This window comes from Enterobacter sp. UNJFSC 003 (assembly GCF_036903355.1).
Taxonomy (GTDB): domain Bacteria; phylum Pseudomonadota; class Gammaproteobacteria; order Enterobacterales; family Enterobacteriaceae; genus Enterobacter.
Map to the genome: position 1 here is coordinate 1 of NZ_JBAKHK010000161.1, position 272 is coordinate 272.

Genomic DNA, 272 nt, shown 5'->3' on the forward strand with positions numbered 1-272 from the left:
GATTTGAATGTCGCCACCCGAAAAACGTTACGTTTGAAAGGTCTTCTGTAACAATGATGACAGCCATTACTGGCTGTCAGATTGAAAATTTAGTGGTTAACGAATTCCCCATCCAGATAAACTTTGCCTTTTTCCACATGCATGACTAAACCATCCAGATAATCAGGTTTAAATGTCGCATCACGCTTATCTTTAGCAATATATGTCAGGCAATGATTATGGGTGAAAATAACGATATTTTTATCAGGCGCTTTGCTTTGTAAGTCCTTAAT

General features: G+C 37.5%; 1 pseudogene. It reads right to left on the reverse strand.

The window, feature by feature from the left end:
- Positions 1-89 precede the first annotated feature (89 nt).
- A pseudogene (gene ais / locus V5P19_RS23600) lies at positions 90-272 on the reverse strand (lipopolysaccharide core heptose(II)-phosphate phosphatase Ais); the annotation flags it as partial.